Here is a 23,135-nt window from a genome sequence, read left to right on the forward strand (position 1 = left end):
AACGCAGCCGAGTTATCCCATTGCTTATTTATAGAAATGCCAGCTGCATGCGCACATACATATGCTGCTTTTTATAACTCTCTGTATCATTTCTATATATGAATCCGCAGGCGGTGCTGTTGAAATGCGCGTGGGAGGCACTTTCAACGCTTGGCGAGCCGACAATGCAGTCGATCGTGTGGCACCTAAGCAACGCCGGCGTGGAGATGGTTCCTGAGACATTTGACATACGCAAGTTCTATCCAGCCCTTGCAGACATGATAGGTGACAGCGGGGCAGACATCATCATGGAGATTGCCGCCCGCTCGATGGTCCTTGAGCTCCAGCTGGACGTACCCACTGACCCGCGCGATCCTGCCCTTGAAAAGGTGTTAAAGGTGCTTGAAGTCGCGCAAAAGGTGGCGCACTAGTTGCACGGGCGGGGCGCTTTTGACCCTGCGTCTGTGCGCAGGCGGCTTGCGGGGACCATCGCGCTGGCGACTGTCGTCGCGACCTTGCTCATAGTGTTTTCAGGCGACGACTTGCGGCCATTTTTCACAAACTGGACCATAAACATCGCCGCAGGCGCGGCCCTTGGCATGGCGCTTGTCGCATCATTCCGGCAGGGCGCAGGCGGCCTGTACGGCAAGACCACTGCCGCATTTGCCTTCGGGCTGGCGCTTTGGTTTGCCGCAGAGCTTTTGTGGACGTACTATCAGCTTGGCGCAGGGATAGAAGTGCCCTACCCGTCGCCTGCCGACGCGCTGTGGATGGCTGGCTACGGGCCGATGGCCTACCACCTGCTCAAGACGTACCGGTTCTTTTCTGCAGGCAAGAAAACGCTTGCCTTGGTGGTGGCCGTCACGTCTGCGTTTGTGGCGTACACCTGCATGGCAGTAGTCGGTGCGTCCGTGCAAGTAGGAGGAGGGGGCGAGGAGCCGCTTGCACTTGCGTTAAGTCTTGCGTACGTGGTGCTTGACGGGCTGCTGCTTGCCCCTGCCGTCATGCTCCTTGCAAACTTTCGCCGCGGCAAGCTCACTTCTACTCCGTGGGCTTTTCTCTCTGCGTCACTTGCAATATTTGCGGTCGCTGACGTGGGCTTTGCGTATTATACTGCCTCCGGCCTTGACGGCCTGATATGGCACTGGGATCCCCTGTACAATGCAAGCTACATCATCATGGCCGCGACGCTTTTCTGGCACAACAGGTTTTTCATATTCGACAAGGGCCGGGCAAAAAAGATCTGGCAGCAGGATAACCTGTAAAGAGAAAGAGAGAGCAACAGTAATTGACAGTCATAGCTGCTGCCGGCAGGACACCCTGGATTACGGACCCATATTTCTTTTTATGAGATCCAAGAACTGGGCCAGGTTAAATGGCTTTGTTATTATTTCGCTGACTCTTAATTGGCTTTTGGCAGAATCTATCTCTTCCTTGGAAGGATCAAATGCCGACATTACAACGATATTTACTGCCGAGTTAAGCTGCCTGATGCCGTGAATAAAATCAAGACCGGACATTTGCGGCATGCGAAAGTCCGAGATTATCAGGTCGTATTTTGTAGGGTTAGTCTGGAACCACTCGAGAGCTTTTTTTGGATTTGTAAATGAATCCACGATTATGTTTAACTCTTGGAGCATCTGCTCGATGACCGTCAGGATGTCCTTCTCGTCGTCAACTATCAAAATACTCTTGGTGCCTGATTGCTCCATGTTGAAAAACGACCCCCATGATTATACCATACATTCCCGTGCTTCTTGGTATTAAACATCCATCCTTGTCTCTTCCCGTATTTGGAAAAACTCTACATAAAAAGTTCTTTCTTCACGCGTATCTGCTTGCGCCTATGGTTTGTGTATGGGCAAAGTAAAGGCAAAAGTCGCTCCTTTTTCATCATTAGAGCTGTTGTTGTTCTCCGCCCATATCCTTCCACCGTGAGCTTCGACGATGTTTTTTGCAATGAAAAGGCCAAGGCCCGTGCCTCCCCTTTCCCTGTCGGCTGAAAACTTGGTAAACAGCCTTGGAAGCACCTCTGCGCTTATCCCTGCTCCGCAGTCTTTGACTGATATAACAACTGCCATGCCATCATCATCGTCGCTATCCTTTCTGTCCGTCATAATTGTAATGACATCGCCTTCGGCTGAAAACTTGATTGCGTTTCTAATCAGATTAGAAATGACTTCAAACATTCGCAGTTTGTCGGCCTTGACAAGCAGCGGGATAGGATTTCCTGATTCATCCGATAATGGCTTGAATTGTATGTCTATGCTTTGACCTTGAGGAATCCAACTTTTGGCATCTGCAATCATGTTTTTCATCTTCTCATTGATGTCCATCACTTCCATATCCATCCTGAGCGTGCCTGCTTCAATCCTCGTGGCGTCCAGGATTTCAGAAGACAGCTTTTGAAGCCGCCTGGCGTTTCTGTCCATTATTGCCAGCTGCGTGGTTGTAAGTTCTACGTTGGCCGCATTGCCATTGGCAAATCTGCCTTTTAGCAGCTCGATTACTGCCAGAATTGGCTGGACAGGCGTCCTTAGTTCGTGCGCGGCAATGTTGATAAACTCGCGCTGCAACCTGTCTGATTCCTGCAATTTTGCAACAAGGCGAGTTTCGAGCCAGAGGCTCTCAAATATCCTGGCATAAGAAAGGACGATGGATCTGCTGGTTGAAAAAACAGACGTTCCAACGGCATCAGCAAAGCTTTCTTTCTCGTCATCTTTTAGCTCAATAACCAGCGATGTCCTATTGTCAATGATTACAACAGTCATTCTTGGAGCGCCTTCTTCTATTGCTTTTTGCGCGGGCTTGATTGAAAGATCGTTAACCAGGATGCCTTGCGATTCCAAGTCAATAATATCTTGCTTGTTCGCATCTTCTTTGGCGTAAACCAACACCCTTACTCTTGTGCCTTTTTTTGATGACGCTTCTTTTAATGAACCGATTATCCCTATTCTTTTATCCCTTGCAAACGCGTTGGCTGTTGGCAGGATTAGCATGATTTCGTGACTGGCTTCGTTTACAATGGCCTTGTAGACGCGCTCTGTCTGGTACTGACTGGATATTACTTCAGTCTCTTCGTTGATCCCGGCTTCAATGTCTTGGATCCTTTTTCTGGCATCGGCTCCGCTTTTCCACAATTCTTCAAACACGGATTTGAAATGCTGGACATACAATGGCTCCGTGCTGGTCAACAAGGTTTGAACCATCTTTCCGCCATCCATCGTCTCGATTGTGGCGTTGTACATTTTGTCGCTGACTGCAAAGTACATTGACGGCATGTTTTTCACGTGTCTTATTTCCATGCCAATGTCAAGAAATGTCTTGACAATGTCAATGCTGTCTTTATCGATAAACATAGCCCACCTGATGCCTTTATGCTTGTCGTTGGCCTTCTTTGCCATCAGCTTTTTGTAGATGCCAAAAAACTGGTTGTGGACGAGATGCAGTGCGCCAGTATTTGCGGCAACCATTACTTCGCCAGAGTTATCATGCAGCGCGATGATTCTGCCGCGGATATCCTCGAGATCCTTCAGGACTTTGGTTTCTACAGGAAATAATATTCCTTCTTCAATTTCCCTGATTCTCTGCTCCGCAGGAATCGCCTTTTTCCAAAAGCTGTCAAAGATGTATTGCTGCTGCTCCACCATTTCCTTTGAGTTGCTATACATCAACGCTGGCACGGGCTGGGCCTCGATTACAGTGGTGGCCGAGATATACTCTGTTTCGCTGACTCCGAAATTGCCGTAAAATCCGTCCACATGGCGCACTTGCGCATATTCCATCAGCTTTTTGCAATAAGGGAGATTGTCACGGGTTATCTCTGTTACCCATCTTGTCTTGACGCCTCTCTTTTTCATGTTCTCATAGGCATCCTTGAATACTGAGATAGCAATAGACGGCGCGGTTGAATTCGCGCAGGCGTCCATCCTTTCACGGCAATTGAGAAAAAAATGCATCACCCTTTCTGTCGTATCTTTTGCCTCGCGCAGCACTTCAGTCTTGGTAGCTGGTATATTTTCTTCCAGTTCTCTTATCTTCTGCTCCGCGGGAATTGCGTTGCTCCAAAATATGTCAAAAATATTCTGTTGCTGCTCCACCAGCTCCGGCATGTTGCTATAGACAACTACATCAAATGGTTCTGAAGCCAGGCTTTGCTTGAAAGCTCCGGCATATTCGGACTCGCTGACTGCAAAGCTTCCAGTTATCCCCGCTAAATGTCGAAGCTCTGCGACTTCCATTACTTTTTTGCAGCGTTCAAGATTTTCTTTTGTTATCTCTGTAAGATACCTTATCTTGACCCCTCTTGCCTTGCCATCAAGATAGCCTTTTCGAAGTTTGTCGCTGGCGGAAAGTGTGGGTATTGTCTTATCCGCACAAACGCACCACGTTTTCTTGGCATTTGATTGAAACCGTCGTATGGCCTTGATCGTATTTTCGACACCATAGAACACTTCGGTCTTGACATCAGGCTCCAAACTCGTGTACTAACTAGGTTCAGTGAGAGCAAGATATAAGATCTTGTGACTAATTGTTCTAGGCCAAGGACGCATACATACACGCAAGCGTGTACACAACTAGTTACTGTCGTAAATGCAGACGTACATATACACACACCACGTATGCGGGCGGATTACCCGTTCTAATTCCTACTATTATTATTTAAACAATAAAAGTCAGGTGGTTTCAAGTTTTGTCACGACTTGAGAAAATCCACAATCCGTACACACCACCTTGGTGCCTGCAACGGTCCTGTCGCGAACTTCATGTACAGTCTTTGTATGGCACTTTATGCAAAGCCTGTTTACGGTCTCGGGTTTTGCCATTCTCCCATTAACGGTTGTATGTACTGCCACATTAACTTTAAGGCGCAAGCATGAAATAAGGACAAAAGAGCAAGGCACCTACGCACACACGCACTACTTCGTGGAGGGGTAGCGAAGCCCGGTCAAACGCGCAGGACTCAAGATCAGATGCGCGCACAGGCGACATCATTTACTCCCGCAACACCGACACACGAGCGCGGGATGGGTGATCCCGTCCCTCAGGGGTTCGTGGGTTCAAATCCCACCCCCTCCACCACATTCCTTTTAAAAAAATAAAAAACAAAGGTTCAAATCCTTTTTTTGGCCCACCCAAAAACGTGGCGCGCAAGTCGGCAGTCCTCATCCCGGTCATAATCGCCGCCGTGGCAGTGGGTGGGCTTGGGCTTGTGTTTATCCCGCAGGACATCAAAAACAGAAGCCCGGATTTTCCAAAGGGCACGGTGCGCATAAACGACGACGTGATAACGGTCGAGATTGCGCAGTCGATTGCAGAAAAGCAGCGCTGGCTCACTTTTAGGCAGGACATGCTGCCAACTGACACTGCCATGCTGTTGAAGTACGACAAGCCCGACCTCTACGACATATGGATGCTCAACGTAAACTATAACCTTGACCTGATATGGTTTGACAAGGATGGCAACGCAGTCTATATGAAAAAAGACGTTCCGCCGTGCGGAAACGTGCTTGACCAGCAGGGCTGCACGTACAAGACGACCAAGCCAGCGATGTACATTTTGGCAGGGACCGCAGGGTTTGCAGACGCGCACAGAATAGACATTGGCACCAAGATGAACATCATCTCAGCCTGATTATTATTATAATAACAATATTGTTCAGGATTTTCTGCACGAGAATGTTATATTTTACTTTCATATCAAGAGCGAGAGGAGAAGGACGGGCGCCGGCCATTGGAAGTCAGAAGGTGGCGCGGAGTGGCCGGCGCCCAGTTTGTTTGTGTGTTTATGCAGCTAGCCCAATTCAACCACCGTGTCAGAGATCGATGGAACCATCCTCTTTACAGAGAGGAGCGCACCGGTGGGCACGATTACTTCGGTATTGACGGTGTCCAGCGAAGTCGGCCGGTCGCTATTTTTGAACATCATGAGCACCACGGCGTTCTCACCGATGTCAAGGATGGAATTGTTGTTCTTGTTGACGGTAAAGTAGACTATGGCAGATGTCTCGTTCAGGCCGTTCCCAGCCCACGGAAGCTGGTTTATCATGCCGGCGTTTTTGGCTGCCACGATGGCTGCCGTGCTGTTGGAGTATGTGCCGTTTGTGAGTATTCCCCTGTAGGTGCTCTCAAAGACGAGGTTCTTGCTGTAGTACCTTATGGCGGTGTTGCCTGTCTCGACGTTTACAGACTGTCCGCCTGGCGAGACCTTTATGGGCACGGCGTAGTAGGTGAGCCTGTTCTGCGTAACGTTTCCGTGGCCCGTCACTCCGCCCGTGATTTCCATTGCGCTGCTTGCCTCGTCCAGTCCTGACGCAATCGTAGTCTTTGCCTTTTGCGTGGTTGAGAAACCCATGTTCAAGATGACAAACGAGAGAGCTGCTGCCACCATGACAAAGGCGATCAGCACTATTGCGGATTCAATGCCGATCACGCCACGCCTGAGCTTTTGCCTTTGTTTTGACTTCTTCATATGGCACTGGATTAGGGCTCTGCAGAATTAAGCTCAAGTATGTACTCCAGAACGAGCTAAAAAAGGCAGGTCCTACCACCACTACTCTCGCAACAGGCTCTGCTGCGCCTTGTGCGCGGACGCTCGTCGCATGTATATGAATATTCATGCAAACCTTGTAAAATGCGGATAGCCACCGAGAAAACATACCGGCGTGTCGCTTGAAAATGTTACCAAAAGATTTGTAGATCTTGGACTCTCTGAAGAAGAGGCTGCGGTCCTAAGAGACCTGTACCTGGCAGGAGAATCCAAGGCAGGAGACCTTGCAAGGTCGTCTGGGCTTGCCAGGATAAAGGTATACAGGATACTTGACAGGCTGCAAGAAATGAGCATAGTAGAGTCCACCATGGGCAGACCGGTCATTTTTTCTGCCATTCCTCCGGACAGCGCAATTGAAAGGCTGATAGAGCATGCGGCAAGGAAGCTAGAGACGATGCAGGTCGCACGTGAGGAGGTCATGAAGGAGCTTGCCCGGTTCAAGCTGCAGGCAAGGCCGCAGATTGAGGCCAAGTACAGGATAATCCAGGGCAAGCAGCAGATCTATCCGTGGATAGCCAAGATGGCCGCCTCTGCCGGCACGGAAATCCTAGCATATATCGAGCGGGAGGATCTGAGAAAGATCTACTACACGGACGTTCTTGAGGAGCTTTCAAAGGCAAGAAAGAGGGGAGTAAAGGTCAGGATACTGACAGACGTAGACTACTCGCTTGCAGCGACTGTCAAGGACTACGCTGGATATGCAGACATCAGACACACCAGGATTCCCGGAATGAGCATCCTGCTCGTCATTGACGAATCAGAGCTTGTGGTGTCGGCCACGACGAGGGCAGAAGGGGCGTCAGACGTGGCCCTGTGGATGAACGGCAAGAATTTTGTGGCAGGAATAAAAGGACTCTTGGGCGAAAGCTGGGAAAACGCCATCAGCGCCCAGACAAGGATAAACATCATGAAGGAAGGGGGCAAGGCCCTCCAGGACATCCTCATAGTCAGGGGCACGCAGTCGATAGGCGAGTTCTACAAGGGTATGCTTTCAAGGGCCAAAAAGAAGGTGTTGCACGTCTCTGTTCCGTACGATACCGAGTTTTTTGGACCCCTTGCAAGCGATGCGCTTGCGTGGGCGGGCAGAAAGGTGGACATGCAGGTCCTGACTGCAATCGACAACTCATCCCTTGGCGACGTAAAAGACCTTGGCGGCAACAAGTGCAAGGTCCGGCACATAGACGCAAAGGCAGGGGTCAACATCACAATCGTCGACGGAGAGGAAGTCATGCTTACGCCGGCGGCCGGAGGAGCGAAGAGCCGCAGCCAGAGCGCGATATGGTCAAACGTGCGCGACTATGTCGAGCATTACAGGATAATGTTTGACAACCTCTGGTCTTCTTCATCAACTGAAATGGCTGACAGGATAGCGCTTGTGGAGGCACAGGCAAAGGCCGAAGAGATGGCATTGCAAATGCGCCGGACGCTTGAAAGCGCGGGCTTTAAGATTCAAAAGGCGATAAAAGGCACAAGCGGCCTTGTGCACGAGTTTTCCATCGTGGCTGCTGCAGGAGAGCACGACGCGGCCGCTGCTGCCGTCGTAGTCGACATAGCCGGTATTGAAAAGCCCGACCTGCAGACGGCAGTGATAGGATTTGTCGTCAAGTGCATGGACATAAAGGCAGACCACAAACTCCTAGTCACGCTTTTTGACCCTGCACAGGTGCAGGCGCCAGCAAGGTCCCTCAACAGCGATATCACGATTGCAAGTGCACAAGACGCCGAAAAGACGCTCAGAAAGATGCTGGGAATGAAGCAGCAGCCTAAACAACAGCAGATTACCACGACAGCATTAATTGATTAAGTGGGTTCGTGTGCATATTTTTGCACGCGTTTGCATGTATGTCCGTACGGATTTTGACACAATCCCCGTTTTATCCTTGGGCCCGTAAATCATAGACGATATTACGCCATGAGTAAAGCCAGTCTCAAAGATACCATCGTACATCATCATAGACAACAACACGAAAAAATATCACGACAACAACGACAGCAACACGTTTTTGGGCTCAACGCCCTGCGTAAGGGAGGCGGGCACGAATAATGAAGAATCCTCTTTCTCACAGCCTGAACGGGCGTCTGATCTCCCTCTTTGTAGCAATGTCCGTAGTTCCGCTAGTGGCAATCGCCATGCTCAGCTTCAACGCCGCCCAGGGAGCACTGAGTAACAAGATAAGCAACGAGCTGCATTCGCTTGCGGTAAGCAGGGCAGAGGCAGTGGAAATCCTGAACGAAATGCGCGTACAGCAAGCGTCAACCTTTGCCGCAGGAGAAAAGGTACAAGACCTGTTCCAGCTCTACAATGCCAAAGAAGCAGGGACTGGCGTTGACGAATCGCAACTGAAAGAGGCATCGAACACCCTTCTTGGCGAATTTTCCGAGTTCAAGGAAGCGACAGGAGGAAACGACGGATTCTACAAGATAAAGATGGTTTCAATGAAGGGCACGGTATTCTTTTCCTCCGACAGTTCAGAGGTAGGAAAGAACCTTGCGCAGGATGCGACCTTCCAAAAGGCAAAGCAGCAGCCGGTGTCGTTTGTAGAGTACGACGCAGACAAGAAGGAGGGCGCCCGCACGGTACTGGTCCCGGTGACCGCACACGGCGGACAGGACGTAATAGGCGTGGTGTACACCAGCGTGCCAACCCACGTTGCATCGCAAATTCTTCTGAACAGGGAGGGTCTTGGCGAAACTGGCGAGACGTACCTCGTAAACAGCGAGGGCCTGATGATATCAGAGTCAAGGTTCGTCCAGGGGGCCGCATTTAACCAGAGGGTCAACACCCTGCCAGTCACGGAGTGCTTTGAGAAAGGCACAACTGTAAACGGCATCTACCCAGACTATAGGGGAATACCAGTCTATGGCGCCTCGGCTTGCGTAAAGGAAGCAGGCATGGTGCTGCTTGCAGAGTATGATGTCGCAGAGATCAACGCGCCAATCACGCAGCTACAGAACCAGTACCTCCTGCTTGGAGGGCCTATAATGGGAGCAGTAGGCGTCGCGGCGTTTTTCATTTCGCGGTCGATTTCAAGGCCAATAGCCGTCATCAGCAAGGCGGCGCAGCGTGTAAGCGAGGGCAACCTGACCGTAAAGATGGGCGAAATAAGGTCCAAGGACGAGATCGGCGTGCTTTCCAAGTCGTTTACCGACATGGTCGCAAGCATACGCGAACTTGTGAGGCAGGCCCAGGACAATTCAATCACCATCTCATCCACTGCAGAGCAGATGGCCGCGTCGACCGAGGAAGTGAACGCATCCATCAACCAGGTATCAACTAGCGTACAGCAGATCGCAAAGGGAACGCAGGACCAGGCCAAGAGGCTTGAAGAGAACAACAGGATCGCAGAAGATCTAAGGACTACCATGAAAGGCGTGTCCAGGTCAGCAGAAGAAGTCGCAGGGCAGGCCATGCAGACAGGCAAGACGGCGCAGGCAGGCCAAACGGCCGCTTCTGACGCGGCACAGAGGATGACAAAGATACACGACTTTGTCAGCAAGGCAGTATCAGACATCAAGGGAATAAGCGAAAAGTCTGCCCAGATTGCATCTGCCCTTGGCGTCATCAACACCATCTCTGACAAGACCAACCTTCTTGCCCTAAACGCCGCCATAGAGGCTGCCAGGGCAGGAGAGGCGGGCAAGGGCTTTGCCGTCGTGGCAGACGAGGTAAAGCGCTTGGCCGAAGGGTCGCTCAAGGCATCTGAAGAGATAGCCAAGCTGGTAGACGAAATCAAGACGACCATCGAGGCGTCGGTGCAGAACATCGAGTCCGGCTCCAAGGAAGTGTACGAGGGAACAGACATCATAAACAGGGCCCTCTCGTCCCTTGAGGCCATATCCACGGAGGCGCTGCAGACTGCCAAGAGGGTTCAGGAAATAGCGTCGAGCACCCAGAACCAGGTCAGGGCGGCTGAAAACGTCACCAAGCTGACCGCAGAGGTGGCATCAGTTGCCGAAGAAACCGCAGCCTCGGCAGAAGAGGTTTCAGCGGCGACAGAGCAGCAGACGGCCAGCATGCAAGAAGTCACAAACGCGGCGCAAGAGCTTGCCAAGATAGCCGAAAAGTCGCAGGGTCTGATAACCAAGTTCAAGACCGACCACGCGGATGACGAGCAGCAAGAAAAAGAAGAAAAAAAAGCAACCGCCTCTTCCGTCCCTGCTGCCTCTGCTGCTGAAGAAACAGCCAAGTCAGGAGGACGCAAGCCGCTCAAGCTAAAGGCTCCTTTTGTAGTAAAGAAGGAGGGCCAGAAGCCCATGCTTGGCCAGATCAAAGTATTACATGGAAGGGGAGGAGATAAGGAAGAAGAAGAAGCAGTGAACTAGGGGTAAAATAACCACAGTCCCTTTTTTCCGCAGTGCCAGGAATCAGGCGTCGCTTGAAAGCCTGGCACTATTGCGGTATTCCACGATTGCTTCTCGTATTGAATCAAGAAGGTGCTTTAGCGCAGAATTTGAAAGCAGATAAAATTCGTCCACAGGAATGCCCAGCTGCCTGAACTCCTGGTACATCATTTCCCGCTCACCGCTACTGTTACCACTATTACCATTTTCTTTCATCATCAATGCAGGCAACCAACAAAATCGTATATTTGAATTTTATTATAGTATTCTCTATAACAAACCCGTACACTAGACATGCCACTTCAAGTAGCACGACTCGTCGCTTGTCTGGGCCACATAGTCCCGGCAGTCCATGCTCGCCCGGAACTTTAGAGCGACAAACGCGACGGGGTTGCTCTGAGTATCTAGGCCCAGCCTGGCCGCCAGGTCGGCCATATGGTACATGGCTGTAAAGAACGTGTAAAACCCAAGGATGCAGTAGGCGACAAGGTACAGAATCCCACGGGAGGCGCTCTTTCTCAATGTACTTGTACGTATGTTTTTTGACAGCCCAATTGTTATATACTTTTTTACCGGGCCACTTGCGCGCGGCGGTTGTCAAACCGTATTAGACATACTTTTCTTTTAATCGCCATTTGTCTACTGCCAACCTTATATGCACGTGGAACATGCACAGGAAAACACCAGGGACAACTCTTCGCTAGAGACCGTGGCCAAGCTGTCTGAGATGCTTTCGTCAAAGACAGAGACTGCAATCAACGAGATTGACCACATCAACGGGGAAACTCAGGTCCTTGCCATAAACGCGTTGATAGAGGCAAGCAGAGCGGGGGAGGCTGGCAAGGCCTTTAGCGTTGTGGCCGAGGAGATGAGCAGGCTTTCTCGAAAAATAGTAGACACCACTGACAAGCTGAGAAAAGAAAGCAGGGGCACCATAAGTGAGCTAAAGAACCTTATCAAGATGCAGGCGACAAACATCAGGGGCGTACGGCTCTCTGATCTTGCCTTGACCAACATCGACCTCATAGACCGCAACCTGTACGAAAGGTCGTGCGACGTCCGCTGGTGGGCAAAAGACGCAAGCATGGTCGCGGCGCTATCTGAAAAGACGCAGGAAGGGCGCGACATGGCATCTACGCGCCTTGGGGTGATACTGGATGCTTATACGGTATATTTCGACCTGGTCCTGTGCGACATTGACGGAAACGTCATTGCAAACGGCAGGCCGCAGCAGTTCAGGTCGCAGGGAACGAACCAGCGCAACGCCGCGTGGTTTGAATCGGCCATGAGCACCGCTTCAAACGACCAGTTTGGATTCCAGGCGGTACACAGGTCTCCTCTGGTAAACGACCAGATGGCTGTCATCTTTTCATGCTGCGTCAGGGAAAACTGCCAGAGCAACGGCAAGGTGCTTGGCGTCCTTGGAACGGTGTTCAACTGGGAGGCGCTGGCGCAAGAGATCGTCAACAAGACTCCTTTGAGCAGGGAAGAAAAAGCCAACAGCAGGGTTTGCATAGTAGACGGAAAAGGCACCGTCCTTGCGGACACCGACGGCAAGGTGCTTGAAGACAGCATACACTTTGCCGGAGACGCAGAGGTGTATGGCACAAGCAAGGGTTTTGTGATGAAAAAGTACAACGACAACGATTCCTGCATCGCGTACGCGGCTTCAACCGGCTATGAAACCTATTCTTCTGGCTGGCATTCAATAGTCATCCAAAAGCTGAATTCAAGGTGATTTTCCACCATGCAGGTTATTTTTGCGCGGTCGGCTGGCGGTTTGTCACGTGCGCGATTTGACATACTTGGCCATATTAACGCCAGCGCCTACAGGATAAACGTGAGTGAGATGGTCGTCGTCGGCAGCAACAAAAGAACGATAACGCGTATAACAAACAACAGCAAAAAGATGCGTCATAATCGCACCCCGCACATGCTGAAGGAGGGACGGCGCACATCATGAGCGCAGCGTCAACGGCCCTGGCAGCGGCGGCAGACGGCTCGTCGCAGATTCTAGTATTCAGCCTTTTTGAAGAAGGGATGTCAAGGAGAATGGACTATGGGGTCGAGGTGGGCCAGGTCCAAGAGATCGGGCTTTTGGAAAACATCAGCATGGTGCCAAACGCTCCGGCGTACGTAAAGGGAGTCATGAACCTGCGCGGCAAGATAATCACCATAATTGACGTCAAGCAGAAACTTGGCTTTCAGGCCATAAAGGAGGTCAACGCCTACACAAGAATCCTGATAGTGGGAGTGGGTTCGACACTCACAGGCCTGCTTGTGGACGAAGTGGACGAGGTCATACGCATATCCGCAAGCAACATCGAGCCAAACCCTGCCAGCGTTGCGGAAACGTCCCCGTACGTCAAGGGGATAGCCAAGATCCAAGACAGGCTTGTCGTCATACTTGACCTGAAGATGCTGCTTGGCGAGGGCAATAGCGGCGGCAGCCAGGCAACATAGAACACACATACAGGAGGGGCAAAAAAGACAAAATGTCATCAAGAAGTTCGACAAAAATCCTCGTGGTTGACGACGCTCTCTTTATGAGGACGATACTCAAAGACATACTCCAGTCCAACGGTTTTACAAACATACTTGAAGCAGGCGACGGCGCTGCCGCTATAGACGCGTACCGCAAGAACAAGCCAGACCTTGTCACGATGGACATCAACATGCCCGGAACAGACGGCATACAGGCGCTCAAGTCGATAATCTCGATAGACCCTACGGCCAAGATAATCATGGTCACTTCTGTTGAGCAAAAGCAGATCATGCAGGAGGCCATCAAGGTCGGCGCCAAGGACTATGTGGTCAAGCCGTTTGACAGGGCAATGGTGGCTGCGGTGCTGAACAAGGTCATGAGGGGCAGGTGACTGGCAGGAAAATGATGACTTCGTCATCCACAGCCTTTGCAAGCGGCAATAGTAGCAGTAGTAACGACAAGATTCAGGTCATGATAGTCAACGATTCGATGTACATGCGCAGCCTGTTTAGCGACTTGATATCCACAAGCCAGAGGCTCCAGGTGTCTGACACCGCAAACGACGGAGTCGATGCCTTGAGGAAGGTCCGCAAGAGCAGGCCGGATGTAGTGCTCCTTGACTTGGAGATGCCCAACATGGACGGGCTTTCGTTCATAGAAAACGTCATGCCCGCAGACCCTCTGCCAGTGGTCCTTGTGAGTAGCTACGGGCAAAAAGGAGCGGACGTGGTCTTTGACGCTTTGGAAATGGGCGCAGTGGACTTTGTGCCAATACCGCAGGACGACCCAGAAAAGATGCGCGACCTCCGCAGCACGCTTGTATCAAAGTTAGAGATAGCCGCGCAGACAAAAAACCGCCTGCGGCTGAAGATGGCAAAGGCTGCGCGCAAGCAAGCAAGCACGGCTGTACGTGCTCGTACGCCGCCTTCTTTAAAGACTATGGCCAATGGCCATGAAGATTCTGCAGTTGTGGTCATTGGCGCTTCCACAGGAGGCCCAGGCGTGGTAGGCGAAATAATGTCCAGGCTTTCTGCAGACTTGCCGGCAGGAGTCCTCATAGTGCAGCACATGCCCGAAGGATTCACAAAGAGCTTTGCAGACCGCCTTAACGGGATTTCCAAGATGCCAGTACGGGAGGCAAGAGAAGGTGACGCCATCAGGCCAGGCACGGCGCTGCTTGCGCCGGGGGACTACCACCTGCTGGTCAAGCCGTCTCGCGTAGTGGAGCTTAACAAGTCTCCAAGAAGGTTCGGGGTCAGGCCGGCCATAAACATGAGCATGGTTTCTGCCTCGCAGGTGTATGGCCGCAAGACTGTCGGGGTGCTGCTGACAGGCATGGGGCATGACGGAGCCTTTGGCATGAAGATGATCAAAAGAAAGGGCGGGATGACTGTCGGCCAGGACGAGTCTTCTTCGGTCGTCTTTGGCATGGCCAAGGCGGCGGCAGAGATGGACGCAGTGGACCGGCTGCTTCCAACAGAGTTGATACCAGAAGAGATCGAGAGGATGGTGGCAAGCGTACAATGAGCGACGACAAATCTGCGTACAGGGACCTCTTTGTGCAGGAGGCGCACGAACACGTGCAGAACATGAACCAAGCGCTCCTAAAGCTCGAAGAAGATCCAAAGAACAAGGAGCACCTAGATTCCGCTTTCCGCTCGGCCCACACGCTCAAGGGAATGGCAGCGACTATGGGCTATGACCAGATAAAGGAGCTTTGCAAGGCAATCGAGGAGCTGTTTGACAAGTTCCGCAAAGGCGAAGAAAAGATGTCGTCAGAGATGGCCAGCTACCTCTTCAAGTGCTTTGACGCCGTGCAAGAGATGGTAGACGACGAGAACAAGAAGGTAAACATCGAGCAGTACCTAAGCGACCTGCGCAACCCCGCGGCGATGGGCGGCGGCAACGCCGCAGGCCAAGAGGGCGCCTCTCAACAGCAACAGCAACAGCAGCATTCTGCCCTCCCCCAGACCATAAGGGTCAAGATGCAGGATCTGGACGCGCTCGTGGACCTCGTGGGCGAGCTTTTGATAGCCAAGATGCGCCTTGAGCAGATGGTCGGCAACACCACGACTGACAACAGGGTGCGGCATACCTTTATGAGCCTTGGAAGGCTCGTCTCTGACCTGCAGTACCAGACCATGAAGCTGAGGCTGGTGCCGGTTGAGCAGATCTTTAACAGGTTCCCCCGCATGATAAGGGACCTTTCTTCAAGTCAGGGCAAGAGCGTAAAACTGGAAATTGAGGGTCTTGGGATAGAGCTTGACCGCACCGTCCTTGACGCCATCACCGATCCGCTCCTCCACATGCTGAGAAACGCCGCGGACCACGCCATAGAAATGCCGGAAGAAAGAGAGGCCGCCGGCAAGCCTCAGACTGGAACAATCAAGCTGATCGCTTCAAAGGTGGGCGACAGGGTCATGATAACCGTTGAAGACGACGGCAGGGGCATAGATCTTGAAAAGGTCAAGGCAAAGGCAATAGAGAAAAAAATAGTCACCAAGGAAGAGGCAGACTCGATGTCAGAGCAGGACGTCCTTGACCTGCTAGGCACCCCGGGCCTGTCCACCGCAAAGCAGGTCACCGACATATCCGGCCGCGGAGTCGGCATGGACGTCGTGTTCAGCCAGATCGAGTCAGTTGGAGGCCAGGTCAAGATTGAAACCAAAAAGGGCCAGGGAACGCGCTTTACCATGATAATACCACTCAGCCTTGCCATAATAGGCGGGCTTTTGGTCACGATAAGCAACGAAAAGTACGTGCTGCCACTGTCAAGCGTCATTTCCACGATGCGCGTGGACAAAAAAGACGTCAGAATAGTCCACGGCAAAGAAGTGATACTGTTCAGAGAACAGGTGGTCCCTCTGCTCAGGACGGGCAAGACCTTGGGGATATCCCAACAGCAACAGCAGCAGGCTGACAACAATAATGATGATGACGACAACCGCTACCTGACGGTTGTAATAGTAAACAAGAACGGCAGGCCGTACGGCCTTATCGTTGACGAGTTTGAGAGCAAACAGGAGATAGTCGTAAAGCGCCTGGATAGTTCCAGTGCCCCATCTTCAGTGTCGTCTGAAGCTACGATACTTGGCGACGGGAAGGTGGCGCTGATACTGGACCCGGCGCGGCTGTAGATATGGAGGATAATGGTCATGATGACATCACTAAGTGAAATGGAACTGAAAACACTGAAGGAACTGCTGAACTCGTACATACGTACAAAGACGATGCCGGCATTTTCGATGATCCTGGGCGAGGAAGTCGAATACTCTGTGCGCAGCATGAACATGCTGCACCTGCAGGACATTGACGGCATCCTCCTGCCGTTCATGAACCAGGAGATGTGCGCTATCTACCTGAGGGCGGAAGGAGATGTGCACATAGGGATGCTCCTCTTCATGCAAGAGTCCCAGGCGCTGACCCTTGCCGCGCGCCTTTTGGGCAAGGAGGCAATGGACCGGCTGGACACGCTTGGCAAGTCGTCGCTTGCGGAGGTGGGCAACATACTCTTGGCAGGGTCGTTCCTGAATGCCATCTCAAATTCCACAGGGTTCAGGATAGACTGCTCGGTGCCCGGTTTTGCAATCGAGTCCCTCGGAGCGATCCTTGGCGACCCGATATCAGAAATTGCGGCAAGGACAAACAGCCTTATTCTTGCAGGCGTCGAGCTTCGCAGCCTGAAAAGCAATGTCAGGGTCTACATATTCCTGTTCTTTGGCCCAGAGGACATAAAGAAACTGCTTGCACATGCGAAGGAATGAGGGTTTGAGTCCCCATGGATGCAGAAACCAGTGTAGGGATGGGAGAGCTGTACGTGGCTGACAAAAAAGACACTGTTCTTACCACCTTTGTCGGGTCGTGCATAGCCCTGTGCCTCTATGACCCGCGGTCCAAAGTCGGTGGGATGGCTCATATCATGCTCCCAGAAAATGGAAGCAGAAATAGCTATAATGATTCTCCTTCTTCTGCAGATGAAAGCGCCAAGTACGCAGACGAGGCACTTGAAAATACCCTTAGGATGATGGTCGAAAAGGGAGCTCTGCCGGGCAGGCTTGTAGCCAAGATTGCCGGCGGCGCCAAGATATTTTCGCATGAAGGAAGCAGCGACGACATGTTCAGCATAGGCTCAAGGAACACAGAGTCCATCAAGCGTCTCTTGACCCAGAAAGGGATCAAGATAGCAGGGGAAGACGTCGGGCTGAACCACGGCCGGTGGGTCAGGTTCAACCTGAATTCTGGACGCGTAGTCGTGAGCATGAGAAACAGCGGTGAAAAGGTGCTATGATTCGCGGCATGACATCAGCTTCAGCAGCAAAAGCAGGCGCGGATCTGGGCTCAAGCATGGTGGTAGAAAGGGTGCTTGAAAGGGGAGTAGATCTCAGGCAGTACAAGGAGAATTTTTTGAAAAGGAGGCTTGACATAAGGCTAAAGGCAAGGGGCATAAGCGACTACTCGCAGTACGCGCTATTGCTGGACAGCGACCCGTCAGAATTCCACTCGCTTTTGGCAACGTTTTCCATCAACGTGACGGAATTCTTTAGAGACGTCGACTTTTACAACGCATTTTATTCCCATATAATACCGGACATGCACATTGCGGCAGGAGGAAGAGGCGAAATCAAGGTATGGAGCGCCGGCTGCGCGTCCGGCGAGGAAGCCTATGCCCTTGCAATCATGTTTTCAGAGGCTGCAGAAAGCCTTGCAGGATTTAGAGGAAGAATAATAGCCACCGACTTTAGCAGCAAGTCCATCGAAGCCGCCAGGCTTGGAAGATACGATGCGGCCAGGCTGGCAAACGTGCCGGAAGACATATTGGCAAAGTATTTCACGCACCTGCCAAACGGCAAGCACCAGGTATCTGAAAAACTGAAAAACATGATCGATTTTGACATTGGCAATCTGGCTACCATGAATGCCCCGCAGCAGGTCGACGCCATATTTTGCAGAAACGTCCTGATGTACTTTGACAAGGACATGCAGCTCAAGATCCTGACAAAGTTCCACAAGAGCCTAATAGACGGCGGCTACTTCATCCTGGGCCAGTCAGAAGCGGTGATGGGCGAATCGTCTGCCTTGTTTGAGACGGTCATGCCAAAGGAAAGGATCTACCGCAAAAAAAGACGATAGTGCAACAAGTTACATCTTGCCAAGTTCTTTATACGCCGCTTCCAGCCCGATTTCCCTTGTCTTTACCAGGTGGTCGTACACTTCGTAATAGTTGAATATCTTTTTCTGAATTAGCCTTTCAAGAAAAGCCGCACGCAGTTCCAGCTCGTCGTACAGGAGGCCCTCGTCTTTTCGCGCCATTCCCCTCTTCAGGAGCAACTTTGAAACAAACAGGTTGCTGCTGCCCCTTCCCCTGAACGTAACAGAATCGGTGGACGGATCCCACGTAAAGATCGGGATAAACATCACCGAGTCGCTTCCGCTGTTGTAGCCCACTATCTCGTTTATCGACAGCACCCTCCTTATCGGCTTGCCTTCCTTTCCCTGCACGGCAGCCTGGAAGAGCGCAATGTTTAGGTTTTCGACGTTGGGCTTGGGCACCTTGATGGGGTCGCCTGTGAGCCTCTGAATAAGACTTGACATCTGCGCTGCGTGGAACGTGCTGACGACAGGATGGCCGGTCTGCATGGCCTGAAAAGCAATGTTGCCCTCCACACCTCTAATCTCGCCCACAAGTATGTAATTTGGCCTCTGCCTGAGGGCGGCCTTTAGCAGGTCAAACATGGTCACGCTAGAAGAGGCGCTGCCCGTGTCCCGTGTGACCTCGCTTATCCAGTTGTTGTGCGGGAGCGTGATTTCGGGCGTGTCCTCGATAGTGACCACCTTCCAGGTGGGCGGTATGAACAGCGTTATGCCCATCATGGTGGTTGTCTTGCCGGAGGCCGTCTCGCCGTTGATAAAGCAGCTCATCCCCTCGCTTACCATCATCCACATGTATGCGGCCTCTCGCTTGTCGAGGGTCTTGGATGAAATAATCTGCGTAATAGAGAGGGGCACGCTGGCAAACCTTCTGATTGTGGCGTTTGTGCCCTTTCTGCTGACGTCCTTGCCAAAGACGATGTTGATTCTGGACCCTTCAGGCAGCGTGGCGTCGATGACAGGCCTTGCATGGGACACGGTCTTGCCAAACTGCTCCGACATGCCTATGACCAAGCCGTCAATGTCGTCGTTTGTGAGCCACACAGGCGACTTGAGCGGCCCAAACACCTTGTGCACCACAAACACGTTGCCCTGACCGATGATAGAGATATCCTCAAGGTACGGGTCTGTCAGAAAAGGCTCCAGCAGGCCTAGCCCTGCGCGCTTGCGTATAAAATGGTAAACAAGACTTGTAAAGTCTTTCTCGTACACCGGCAGGGTTTTGGCTTTTGGGTCTAGCTTGCCATAGTCGACTTCGGCTTTTGAAATGGTGCATATCTTTTTGAGGAATTCTTCAAGGTACACCATCTTTTGCTGGAACTCGCTTGCCGGCTCTGTCGCGGCAGAGTTTATCGCAAAGTTCCTGTCAACGGCCGAAGAGAGAAGCACGTTTGGCTCCGGCGGGTCCACGATCACGTATTCCGTGTACCCGTCGCTTGTCCCGATGCTGTTGATGTGTATGCAGATCTGGTCTGTGACAGGATAGATAAGGTTCAGGACCTTAAAGTTCTTCATGCCCCCGTCCAGCTTCTCGTAAAACGTCGGCATGGGTATGCCTGTGCCTGAAAGTTTTTGGAGGTAGTCTGAAAGGTGTGGAACTCTCCGGGCCAGTTCAAGCAGTTTCTTGTCAATTATAGTAGAAGAAGAAGAAGCCTGTGCTGCCAACTCCATTGCGACGACGATGCACTCCTATATGAGAGACCAGACAGCGGGGTTAAAACAAATAGTATGTAAAAAATCAGCCACAAAAAGAGGCAGGCATGGCGTGCACACACACGTGTGTGTGCACGTGCATGATAGTCAAGCGCCACCAGTCTTGTTGAACATGAACTTGAAGGCCGCTATCAGTGACTGGTTGTTTGTGTAAAAGCCGCAAGACTCTTGCTTTTTGCTCGGCGCCGGGCGGCTGTTCAGCAGGATTATCATTTCCTGATCGTCGACTATGACAAAGTCCACCGGCGTGCTTGCGCCATCGACCACCTTCAGGCCCACTGCCCGCATGTCGACTTCTGTTTCGTCGTTTATGAATTTCGATATCTTGGCACACGACGTGTGGAGCCTGACCTTTACCCCCTTTTCTGCCAGACCGAACAGGGCGTCAGTCATTTCAGAATAATAAAGGTCGACCATGTACCTGTCAGAAAGGAGCACAGAAGCTTCAGTTTTTGCCGCAGACAGCATCCTGGCTATCTTGGCGTGCACCGGGTCTTCGCCGACTATGACCTGGTAGCTTTCCTTTCCGCCCTGCTCTGGCACCACCATGCCCTCGACTATGCTGTTGATTATGTTCTGGTGCTCGTCCTTGTTTTCCGACACGGCGCGAAGAGCATTCTGCTTTGCCCTTACCAGGCAGTCGACTGCCTCTGTGTACGGCAGGGCATAGTATTTCTGCGGCCTGTCAAAAGTGGAAAGGACGACTCCCTTTGAAAGAAGGTTTGAAAGGTAGTGGTACGTTTCCGTGCGGCCTATTCCAGTATACTTGGATACATCAGTCGCAGTAGAATGCTTGCGGATCATAAGAAAGAGCAGGATCCTTGCTTCGTTCAGGCTGAGATCCAGCTTTTGCAGATCAGGCAAAAGCTTTTTCTGGACGGTAAGGAAGTACTTGGCAAACGCATAGTCAATCTTGTTGCGGCCATAGATAGAGCTGTCCTCGATTTCAGACAAATCAAGGTCGACGTCATAGACCTTTTTGATTGATGATGAAGCCATTATAGAAGGCCAATCTAGAAAAAAATTATTTAATACTTTGTAAGTTGAATAGCTACATACATGAAAATACGTCGCGTAGCGTATTTTGTTCGTCATTTGCCTAACTTTTAGGTGGTATTTTGCAGTTTGCAGGGTTTGCCAGCGAAAATGCCCTGTACACAAGACTTTACACTTTGGTAAATTATGTTTTATATAACGAAAGTTAAGAACAAGATACCATGCTGTATCGTTGATTCCAAGGCGCGGCGTAACAGGCGTCGAGTCAGCCATAGTGCTGATAGCGTTCGTAATAGTTGCCGCGGCAATAGCGTATGTTGTCCTAAATTCAGGATTCCAGACTACTGAAAAAGCCAAGAGCGCCATCACGTCTGGACTTTCAGAAGCCAGTTCGGGCATTGAAGTTGCCGGCGCAGCGACCGGAAAGGGCAACGTGACAAACGCAGTGGTGGCGGCCTATACCATACCTGCCAAGCTGGCAGCGGGCGGCTCGTCAATCGACATTGCACCGGACAAGATGATCATCAGATACTCTAGCAAGGCTGTGTCGTACGACAACATCTATTCCGGGATCATGAGCAACACCACGTTTGCCTCCATGGACGACGCCATCCAGCAGGCCAAGGACGAAAACATGATTGTAAGAAAGCCCGGAGAAGGCGCAGGACCGGCCAATACTGCGGCCATCGTCTACTTTACTACAAACACCAACAACAACAAAGTCCTCGACCCTGCAGAGCAGATAATGATCCTTGTAGTGTTCAAGGACGCAGAAAGGCCAGCGGCGCTTGATGTTGCGAGGCTCGAAGTGATCCCTGCTTCAGGTGCCCCGCTAAGCGTGGAAAGAACGATACCGCCTGTAGCAGATGCAGTGATAAGGCTGGATTAGGCGCGCAGGCTCTTTTCTTTGAGTATCGTTATTTGTGCAAACAAGTTGTTAAAAGGAAGTCCCGACCGATAGAGGGATATGTGTGTAGTAGCATGGTGGTGTATGAACAAGTCGGTCGGGACTGTTCCTGGTTGGCTGTTCAGACAGGATAGATAAACAGAATGTGCAATTAAAGGTGTTTTATGTCAAAAACCTACATACAACAACAACTGTCGTTTTTTTGCCCGCAGGCGTACAAGCCTGCATATTTCGACGGTGCATACGCAGCGGTAGTATAATGGCGAACATACTCTAGGTTTTAACATCAACCCCCTATACAGGGTTCATGGAAGTCAGAAGGACTCCAAACAACAACAGAAACAGACACAATAGGCGCGGAGTAGTGGGCATTGAATCTGCAATAGTTTTGATAGCATTCGTTATCGTTGCAGCAGCCCTGTCTTTCGTCGTCCTAAACATGGGATTTTCGACAACGCAGAAGGCAAAGAGCACAATCACGTCAGGACTTGGTGAAGCAAGCAGCGCGATTGAAATCGCAGGCCAGGTAACAGGCAAGGGCAACACAACTGCATCAAAGGTTGATGCATACACCATACCCATCAAGCTGGCGTCCGGCGGTTCGTCAGTCGACATCACGGCGTCAAAGACTGCAGTGAAATACTTCAGCAAGAGCGTAACCTACGACAACATCTTCAAGGGAACGCTGACCAGCGGAACATACACAGACATCAACAGCGCACTTACTGCAGCCAAGACAGCAGGATACATCAACGAGATCCCAGGCGTAGGCGCAGGTTCCAACTCGACTGCCGCATTCATCTACTTCACGGCCAACGTGAACAACAACTCCATCGTCGACGCAGGGGAGCAGGCAGTTTTGGCCATAGCGTACAAGAACGGCGACAGGCCAGCAGCACTGGACACGGTCAACACCGAAATCATAGTTTCGGCAGGTGCACCGCTGACAGTGGTAAGAAGCGTGCCAACAATCACTGACGCAGTGTTGAACCTCGGTTAAGGGAGCGGACCACAAA

Annotated in this window: 24 protein-coding genes and 1 tRNA gene; 17 read left to right on the forward strand and 8 right to left on the reverse strand. The window is 51.4% G+C overall.

Annotation, left to right across the window (positions count from 1 at the left end):
- The first annotated feature begins 98 nt into the window (after positions 1–98).
- The gene (locus tag NTE_RS10465) at positions 99–410 is read left to right on the forward strand and encodes a hypothetical protein (RefSeq protein ID WP_148700965.1); all 312 of its coding nucleotides are present in this window, start codon (positions 99–101) and stop codon (positions 408–410) included.
- Positions 411–1,244 (forward strand): hypothetical protein, encoded by an 834-nt coding sequence (locus NTE_RS10470; protein ID WP_148700966.1) that lies wholly within the window; start codon positions 411–413, stop codon positions 1,242–1,244.
- A gap of 60 nt (positions 1,245–1,304) precedes the next feature.
- Here NTE_RS10470 and NTE_RS10475 read toward each other — a convergent pair whose 3' ends face one another.
- The 3 genes from NTE_RS10475 to NTE_RS10485 form a co-directional block, all read right to left on the reverse strand.
- A complete protein-coding gene (locus NTE_RS10475; protein WP_148700967.1) occupies positions 1,305–1,691 on the reverse strand; it encodes a response regulator in 387 nt (128 codons plus the stop codon).
- Positions 1,692–1,823: 132 nt separating this feature from the next.
- A complete protein-coding gene (locus tag NTE_RS10480) occupies positions 1,824–4,457 on the reverse strand; it encodes a sensor histidine kinase (protein WP_148700968.1) in 2,634 nt (877 codons plus the stop codon).
- Between the two features lie 198 nt (positions 4,458–4,655).
- The gene (locus NTE_RS10485; protein ID WP_226986959.1) at positions 4,656–4,805 is read right to left on the reverse strand and encodes a hypothetical protein; all 150 of its coding nucleotides are present in this window, start codon (positions 4,803–4,805) and stop codon (positions 4,656–4,658) included.
- Between the two features lie 102 nt (positions 4,806–4,907).
- On the opposite strand from NTE_RS10485, the gene NTE_RS10490 reads away from it, so the two are divergent.
- Together NTE_RS10490 and NTE_RS10495 are read left to right on the forward strand one after the other, a co-directional pair.
- Positions 4,908–5,061, forward strand: a tRNA-Leu gene (locus NTE_RS10490).
- Positions 5,062–5,122: 61 nt separating this feature from the next.
- The gene (locus NTE_RS10495; RefSeq protein WP_158385424.1) at positions 5,123–5,614 is read left to right on the forward strand and encodes a DUF192 domain-containing protein; all 492 of its coding nucleotides are present in this window, start codon (positions 5,123–5,125) and stop codon (positions 5,612–5,614) included.
- Positions 5,615–5,773: 159 nt separating this feature from the next.
- Here NTE_RS10495 and NTE_RS10500 read toward each other — a convergent pair whose 3' ends face one another.
- Positions 5,774–6,451, reverse strand: a complete 678-nt coding sequence (locus tag NTE_RS10500; protein WP_148700971.1) for an archaellin/type IV pilin N-terminal domain-containing protein — start codon at positions 6,449–6,451, stop codon at positions 5,774–5,776.
- A gap of 193 nt (positions 6,452–6,644) precedes the next feature.
- Between NTE_RS10500 and NTE_RS10505 the strand changes: the two genes are divergently transcribed.
- Both NTE_RS10505 and NTE_RS10510 read left to right on the forward strand, forming a co-directional pair.
- The gene (locus tag NTE_RS10505) at positions 6,645–8,333 is read left to right on the forward strand and encodes a TrmB family transcriptional regulator (RefSeq protein WP_148700972.1); all 1,689 of its coding nucleotides are present in this window, start codon (positions 6,645–6,647) and stop codon (positions 8,331–8,333) included.
- A 239-nt stretch (positions 8,334–8,572) separates the two neighbouring features.
- Positions 8,573–10,852, forward strand: coding sequence for a methyl-accepting chemotaxis protein (locus tag NTE_RS10510; protein WP_148700973.1), 2,280 nt, complete (start codon positions 8,573–8,575; stop codon positions 10,850–10,852).
- A gap of 42 nt (positions 10,853–10,894) precedes the next feature.
- Here the strand turns inward: NTE_RS10510 and NTE_RS10515 are convergent, their stop codons facing one another.
- Positions 10,895–11,089: a hypothetical protein gene (locus NTE_RS10515; protein WP_148700974.1), complete on the reverse strand. Its 195-nt coding sequence runs from the start codon at positions 11,087–11,089 to the stop codon at positions 10,895–10,897.
- 69 nt (positions 11,090–11,158) lie between these two features.
- Positions 11,159–11,392 (reverse strand): hypothetical protein, encoded by a 234-nt coding sequence (locus NTE_RS10520; RefSeq protein ID WP_148700975.1) that lies wholly within the window; start codon positions 11,390–11,392, stop codon positions 11,159–11,161.
- A 133-nt stretch (positions 11,393–11,525) separates the two neighbouring features.
- Between NTE_RS10520 and NTE_RS10525 the strand changes: the two genes are divergently transcribed.
- The 9 genes from NTE_RS10525 to NTE_RS10565 are packed head-to-tail and all read left to right on the forward strand — an operon-like array spanning position 11,526 to position 18,485.
- On the forward strand, positions 11,526–12,608 hold the full coding sequence (locus NTE_RS10525) for a methyl-accepting chemotaxis protein (protein ID WP_148700976.1): 1,083 nt from the start codon (positions 11,526–11,528) through the stop codon (positions 12,606–12,608).
- Positions 12,609–12,650: 42 nt separating this feature from the next.
- A complete protein-coding gene (locus NTE_RS10530; protein ID WP_148700977.1) occupies positions 12,651–12,833 on the forward strand; it encodes a hypothetical protein in 183 nt (60 codons plus the stop codon).
- The gene (locus NTE_RS10535; protein WP_148700978.1) at positions 12,830–13,333 is read left to right on the forward strand and encodes a chemotaxis protein CheW; all 504 of its coding nucleotides are present in this window, start codon (positions 12,830–12,832) and stop codon (positions 13,331–13,333) included. The genes NTE_RS10530 and NTE_RS10535 overlap by 4 nt, the downstream gene beginning before the upstream one ends.
- 32 nt (positions 13,334–13,365) lie before the next feature.
- Positions 13,366–13,746, forward strand: coding sequence for a response regulator (locus tag NTE_RS10540; protein WP_148700979.1), 381 nt, complete (start codon positions 13,366–13,368; stop codon positions 13,744–13,746).
- Between the two features lie 11 nt (positions 13,747–13,757).
- Complete coding sequence (locus tag NTE_RS10545) at positions 13,758–14,882, forward strand: protein-glutamate methylesterase/protein-glutamine glutaminase (protein WP_148700980.1); 1,125 nt, start codon at positions 13,758–13,760, stop codon at positions 14,880–14,882.
- The gene (locus NTE_RS10550) at positions 14,879–16,492 is read left to right on the forward strand and encodes a chemotaxis protein CheA (protein WP_148700981.1); all 1,614 of its coding nucleotides are present in this window, start codon (positions 14,879–14,881) and stop codon (positions 16,490–16,492) included. Before NTE_RS10545 ends, NTE_RS10550 begins: the two co-directional genes overlap by 4 nt.
- An 18-nt stretch (positions 16,493–16,510) precedes the next feature.
- The gene (locus tag NTE_RS10555; protein ID WP_158385426.1) at positions 16,511–17,119 is read left to right on the forward strand and encodes a chemotaxis protein CheC; all 609 of its coding nucleotides are present in this window, start codon (positions 16,511–16,513) and stop codon (positions 17,117–17,119) included.
- Positions 17,120–17,133: 14 nt separating this feature from the next.
- Positions 17,134–17,643, forward strand: a complete 510-nt coding sequence (locus tag NTE_RS10560) for a chemotaxis protein CheD (protein ID WP_148700983.1) — start codon at positions 17,134–17,136, stop codon at positions 17,641–17,643.
- 8 nt (positions 17,644–17,651) lie between these two features.
- Positions 17,652–18,485: a CheR family methyltransferase gene (locus tag NTE_RS10565; RefSeq protein ID WP_158385429.1), complete on the forward strand. Its 834-nt coding sequence runs from the start codon at positions 17,652–17,654 to the stop codon at positions 18,483–18,485.
- A 9-nt stretch (positions 18,486–18,494) separates the two neighbouring features.
- Here NTE_RS10565 and NTE_RS10570 read toward each other — a convergent pair whose 3' ends face one another.
- Positions 18,495–20,174: a type II/IV secretion system ATPase subunit gene (locus NTE_RS10570; RefSeq protein WP_193354070.1), complete on the reverse strand. Its 1,680-nt coding sequence runs from the start codon at positions 20,172–20,174 to the stop codon at positions 18,495–18,497.
- Positions 20,175–20,303: 129 nt separating this feature from the next.
- Positions 20,304–21,215: a TrmB family transcriptional regulator gene (locus NTE_RS10575; protein WP_158385432.1), complete on the reverse strand. Its 912-nt coding sequence runs from the start codon at positions 21,213–21,215 to the stop codon at positions 20,304–20,306.
- 229 nt (positions 21,216–21,444) lie between these two features.
- Here NTE_RS10575 and NTE_RS10580 point away from each other — a divergent pair, with 229 nt between their 5' ends.
- Positions 21,445–22,101 carry an archaellin/type IV pilin N-terminal domain-containing protein gene (locus NTE_RS10580; protein ID WP_148700986.1) on the forward strand — a complete coding sequence of 219 codons (657 nt, stop codon included), beginning with the start codon at positions 21,445–21,447 and terminating at the stop codon, positions 22,099–22,101.
- A gap of 325 nt (positions 22,102–22,426) precedes the next feature.
- Positions 22,427–23,119, forward strand: coding sequence for an archaellin/type IV pilin N-terminal domain-containing protein (locus tag NTE_RS10585; protein WP_148700987.1), 693 nt, complete (start codon positions 22,427–22,429; stop codon positions 23,117–23,119).
- The last annotated feature ends 16 nt before the right edge of the window (positions 23,120–23,135 follow it).

This window comes from Candidatus Nitrososphaera evergladensis SR1 (assembly GCF_000730285.1).
Classification (GTDB): Archaea; Thermoproteota; Nitrososphaeria; order Nitrososphaerales; family Nitrososphaeraceae; genus Nitrososphaera; species Nitrososphaera evergladensis.